General features: G+C 59.3%; 4 protein-coding genes and 1 pseudogene. 4 read left to right on the forward strand and 1 reads right to left on the reverse strand.

From position 1 onward, the window contains the following. Positions 1–363 precede the first annotated feature (363 nt). Positions 364–547 (reverse strand): annotated as a pseudogene (locus tag SYN60AY4M2_RS14705) (hypothetical protein); the annotation flags it as partial. 109 nt (positions 548–656) lie between these two features. On the opposite strand from SYN60AY4M2_RS14705, the gene SYN60AY4M2_RS02980 reads away from it, so the two are divergent. From SYN60AY4M2_RS02980 to SYN60AY4M2_RS14710, 4 genes are all read left to right on the forward strand, one after another. Further along, a complete protein-coding gene (locus tag SYN60AY4M2_RS02980) occupies positions 657–2,339 on the forward strand; it encodes a CocE/NonD family hydrolase (RefSeq protein WP_240527695.1) in 1,683 nt (560 codons plus the stop codon). Between the two features lie 105 nt (positions 2,340–2,444). Continuing rightward, the gene (locus SYN60AY4M2_RS02985; RefSeq protein WP_011429921.1) at positions 2,445–2,705 is read left to right on the forward strand and encodes a DUF6761 family protein; all 261 of its coding nucleotides are present in this window, start codon (positions 2,445–2,447) and stop codon (positions 2,703–2,705) included. 102 nt (positions 2,706–2,807) lie between these two features. Beyond that, positions 2,808–4,631, forward strand: coding sequence for a glycosyltransferase family 39 protein (locus SYN60AY4M2_RS02990; RefSeq protein WP_099812245.1), 1,824 nt, complete (start codon positions 2,808–2,810; stop codon positions 4,629–4,631). Positions 4,632–4,784: 153 nt separating this feature from the next. Further along, the coding region (locus tag SYN60AY4M2_RS14710; RefSeq protein ID WP_206336923.1) for a transposase at positions 4,785–5,143 on the forward strand (359 nt) is incomplete at its 3' end.

Consider the following 5,143-nt stretch of genomic DNA (forward strand, 5'->3'; position numbering starts at 1 on the left):
CCTGAGGAATACCCCCCGAGCGCTTTCCCCCTTCACTTCCCGGCAACCGTTGCGGTGGACTCAAGGATCAGGGGGAAACTTGGTCTACTATATCCCTCTCAATGACTTTTGCCAAACCGCCTAAAGCTCAGTAAATTCAGCAAAGTTCAGGGTTTTGGGGGTTAGAGGCATGCTCCGACAAATCTTTTCCCAGGGTCTCTGTTTCCATAAATCCATAAAAGCCATAAAAGAGGGGTCTGGAGGGGGCTGCGTTTGCGCCAGCAGGCCGGAGATCAAGGGCAATACCAGGGAAGGGGCTCAAACTCTGGTGGGAGTTTCTCCCTGATACATTTACGCTGAACACTGCTGAACATCACTGTTCAACTATGCAGCGATAGCATTCTGTTTGTTTCCAACCAGAATGGCGGTATCCCGCAAAGCTTTGAGTAGAATACCCAAAGCGCAGTTTCCGTGTCGTCTTACTACCAATTTTCTGCTTTGCTTTGGCTACCATGTTGGCAGACTCGAAAGTAAACAGAAAGATCAACTGGTAGTAATCCGTACTGAACATATTATACATTATTTTCAGCATAGTTGAGCTTATTATTGACTAGAGTCATGCTCTCATAAGGGCTTCTGTTTTATCTTAGGAAGAATCCACCCAGGGATCCCTTAGGTTGTCCTTGGTTGGTATCCCTTTGGCAAGATCCGCTAGCCCAACCCAGGCCATGTTGCCCGTTCGCCCCCGCGAAACTGTTTCCATGTTCACCCGCGACGGGATCCAACTGGACGCAGATGTCTATCGCCCGCAAGGGGAGGGGAGCTACCCGGTTTTGCTGATGCGGCAGCCCTATGGGCGGGCCATTGCCTCGACGGTGGTGTATGCCCATCCCAGGTGGTATGCGGCCCAGGGGTACATTGTGGTCATCCAGGATGTGCGCGGACGGGGAACCTCCAAGGGATCCTTCTACCCTTTCCGCCATGAGGTGGAAGACGGGTTCGACGCCGTCAACTGGGCGGCCGCTTTGCCGGGGAGCAACGGTGTGGTGGGTATGTACGGCTTTTCTTACCAAGGCATGACCCAACTGTATGCCGCCTCCACCCGTCCCAGCGCCCTGAAGGCCATCTGCCCAGCCATGCTGCCCTACGATCTCTACGCCGATGCCGCCTATCCGGGGGGAGCCTTCGCTTTCTACAACAACCTCAGTTGGGCCCTGCAACTGGAAGCTGAGGGGGCGCGCCTGCGCGGCGATGCCAACGCTTACCAGGCCCTTTTCAAGGCCTCCCGCAACCTGCCCCTTTACGATCCCATCCCCCTCAAGCCAGGCGTGCTGCAGCAATATGCGCCCCAGTCCTATTACTTTGACTGGCTGGAGCACAGCGAGCCCGACGACTACTGGCGCCAGCTCTCCCCCCGTCTAGAGGCGGTGGATCTGCCGATGTTGCACATTGGCGGCTGGTTCGACAGCTACCTAACCGGCAGCCTGCGCCTTTACAAGGAAATAAGCGCCCGCAGCCAAAACCCTCAGTACCTGGTTGTCGGGCCCTGGGCCCACCTGCCTTGGGGGCGCAAAGTGGGGGCGCTGGACTTTGGCCCCGAGGCCGTCAGCCCCATCGATCGGCTGCAGGTGCGCTGGTTCGACCAGTTCCTCAAAGGCAAAGACACAGGGATCCTCCAAGAGCCGCCGGTACGCCTGTTCGAGATGGGATCCAACCGCTGGCGCAGCTTTGAGGCCTGGCCCACGCCGGAGCCGAAGGTTTTCTACCTGCACAGCAGCGGCCTGGCCGCCCTTTCTGAAGCAGAGGGATCCCTTCGCCCAGAGCCCCCACCAAAGCAGCAGTCGGATACTTTTGTTCACGATCCCTGGCGACCCGTGCCGGCCCTAGGAGGCCACCTCATCCATCCCGCCGGGCCGCAGGAGCGCTCTGCCCTCGACTGCCGCGCCGATGTTCTCACCTACACCACCTCTCCCCTGGCAACCGACCTCGTCCTGGCAGGGGACATTCTCGTGGAAGTGTATGTGGAAGCCGACAGCCCCAGTTTCGATCTCTGCGCCGTGCTCTCGGTGGTGAGGCCGGAGGGCCAGGTGTATAACTTTTCCCAGGGCTACCGCCGGCTGCGGGATCCCCAGCCCAAGGCCCCCATTGGGATCCCTTGCCAGCCCACCTGCATCCGCATTCCCCGCGGCCACGCCCTGCGCCTCAGCCTTAGCGCGGCCTGTTTCCCGGCCTACCCCGTTAACACAGGCACGGGGATGCGAGAAGAGCGGCTCATCGAGGCCCGCATTCTCACCCTCGCTCTTCACAGCGGCAGCGACACCCCCTCGCGGCTGCATCTGCCCATTGTCGAGGGGAGTTAGGGGGAGTGACAGTTTAAGACAACACAGCTTCTCATCCCTTCGCAACTCCTCCTCACAAACAGACATCAAACGTTAGGATAGAAGCAAGCAGGGCAAGGGAACCCCATGTTGCAAGACCCGAAGTTGATCCGGCACTATCAGGCTTTGACCGACGCGCTGGTGGACAGTTGGCATCGCGGCTATCGGCGCACTGACGAGCTGCGCCTGCTGGTGGATGGCTACCTGCTGGCCCTGCGAACTGGCAAGCAATTGCAGCCTTTTGAGATCTACCGCCTTGAAGACGAGGTCAACCGCTTCCTCTACGACCCCTCCAACTTCGTGGAGCCGGAACTGGAGCGGGAGACCGAGGCGATGCGGGGCTATTGATATTGCTTATTGATATTGCATAGAGAGGGGCCGGGGGTGAGGGATCGAACACCGGCAGAGGCCTGGTAGGCTGGGGTCAGTGCTGTTCCTCACTCCAGTCCTATGGCGGTTTGGGATACGCTGGCAACTTCTCGGCGTCCGGCCCTGCTGGGATCCGGCTTGGGCTTGGGGATAGCCTTGACCCTTGGGTATGGGCTGTTCGGCTACCACGTCTTGCAGGTTGGCATCTGGTTGTTGAGCATCCTGTTGGTGGGGTTGTACGTGGCCCAGTTTCCCCCAGCTCAGCCCCCTTGGGATCCGACGCGGCTGCGCTGGCGCCAGGAGTTGCTGCACCTGGGGCTATTGGCGTTGGTTTTTGCTCCCATCTACCTCTACGACCTGGCCAACATCCCCTTTCAGATCAACACCGACGAGATTGTCATCACCTCCATGGCCCGGCGGGCTTCAGCGGTACGCTACCCCGATATCTTTGGGCTGATGCCAGAGTACTTCTATTTTCCCCGCTTTATGTTCAGCCTCTTTGGCGGCCTGACGCGGCTGATGGGGGGAGTCACGCTGGTGAATGTGCGCACGGTGCATGCCACCTTCGGGGTTGTCACCATTCTGGTGGCCTACGGGTTTTTTCGGTCGTTCTGGAACCCCCGGCTGGCCTTGGCGGCGGCGGCCCTCCTGGGATCCAACCACGCTCTGCTGGGCATCAGCCGCATGGCGATGCGGGAGAACCTGATTGTGCTGGTGGAGTGTGCGGCCCTGGCCTTGATCTTAAAGGGCGTGCGGGAAAAGAATCCCCTGCTTTTGTATTTGGGGGGAGGGGCAGCGGGTTTCTCCCTCTACGGCTATCTGCCGGGGCGGGTGGTGATCTTGCTGGGGTTGCTGTTTGGCGGCCTCTACCTGCTCCTGGGCCGGGAGGATCTGCAAGGAGAAAACAAGCAGGCCAACCCCTTCTGGACTTTGGCCAAGCTGACGGTGCCGGCGGCGCTGGGGTTTTTCCTGGTGGCTGCGCCCATTCTGGTGGCCACTGCCACTGCTCCGCCAGTGAGCGCCGAGTATGCCCGCCAGCAATTTCTCTTTTTCCCAGAAGGGCGGGCGCTGCAGCAGATGTGGGTGAATGCCGCTACGCCAGCCGAGGCGGTGTGGCGCAACATCCGCAACGGCCTAAGTATGTTCAACGACCCCAGCCAGCACGACCGGGGCTATATCTATCCCAACTACGGCCATGCCTTTGTAGATCCCCTGACAGGGGTCTTGATCTGGCTGGGGCTGGGATCCGGGCTCTACCGCCTTCTCAAAGGGCGCAGCCAACCCCACGACTGGCTCTGCCTGGGCAGCTTCCTGTTTCTCTACCTGCTCTTTAGCTTGGCCATCACCAAAGCCCCCAACTACACTCGCCTGCTGGTGATCCTGCCCTTTGTAGCCTACCTAACCCTGGAAGGGATCCAGGCGCTGGCTGCTCTCCTGGGACGTTGGGGATCCCGGGCAAGAGGTTGGCTGCCGGCAGCGGCGATGGCGGGGGCGGTCCTGTTGATCGGGGGATGGAACTTGGCCATTTTTGGGGATTTTGTCCACAAGGGCTGGACCCAGGGCAACGATGTGGGAGCCACCGGGCGCTACGTGGCGGCTCGACAAGGGGATCCCGACCACCGCTTCTACCTGGCGGCCAGCACCGCCTACCCCTATTTCAGTTGGGGAGAACCCCCCTACTGGCAGAGTTGGATCCAGTTTTTTGCCGGGCCGGAGCAGGAGGTGCAGGTTTTTTCCCCGGAGGCCTTGCCGACCCAAGACCTACAGCCGCCGTTTACCCTGTTCCTGAACGAGGGGGTATGGGATCAACAGGGGGCGGCGCTGCAGCGGCGCTTTCCCCAGGGGCAGTTGCACCGCATCCCGGCTGAGCGGGGGCTGTGGGCTTTTGAGGTGGGGGATCCCTAAAACGGCATCGCCAGCAACCAGCCATCGCTGGGAAAGCCACGGGTTTGGGTCAAGTACCCCCAGCTTTAGCTGGAAAAGGGCAAGGAAAGACTAGCCTGCCCAGGCAACCTACTCCGGTAGGTTCAACTGGAGCTAGCCGTCCAAAGGCCACCTATGTTGTTGTACCTGGAGTGGGTCTATGCCAAGCCTGCTCGACCCCAATCGCTGGATCCGAGAAAAGCTCTAGCAATTGACCACGGAGTCAACAACTGGCTTACGTGCGTTAGTAACTTAGGACATAGCTTCATCATTGATGGCCGCAAAGTCAAGTCCTTCAACCAGTGGCACAACAAGGAGCTGGCTAGGCTCAAGACTCACAAGCCGCAGAGGTTTTGGTTGCAAAAGCTTGACCGAATTACGGAAAAAAGAAACCGGCGGATGCGGTCCACAAAGCTGCGCGCAAGGTCATTGACTTCTGTTTGCACCACTCAATTGGGAGAATCCTCTTCGGTTGGAACAAAGAACAAAAACAA

This window comes from Synechococcus sp. 60AY4M2 (assembly GCF_002760375.1).
In the GTDB taxonomy this organism is placed as follows: domain Bacteria; phylum Cyanobacteriota; class Cyanobacteriia; order Thermostichales; family Thermostichaceae; genus Thermostichus.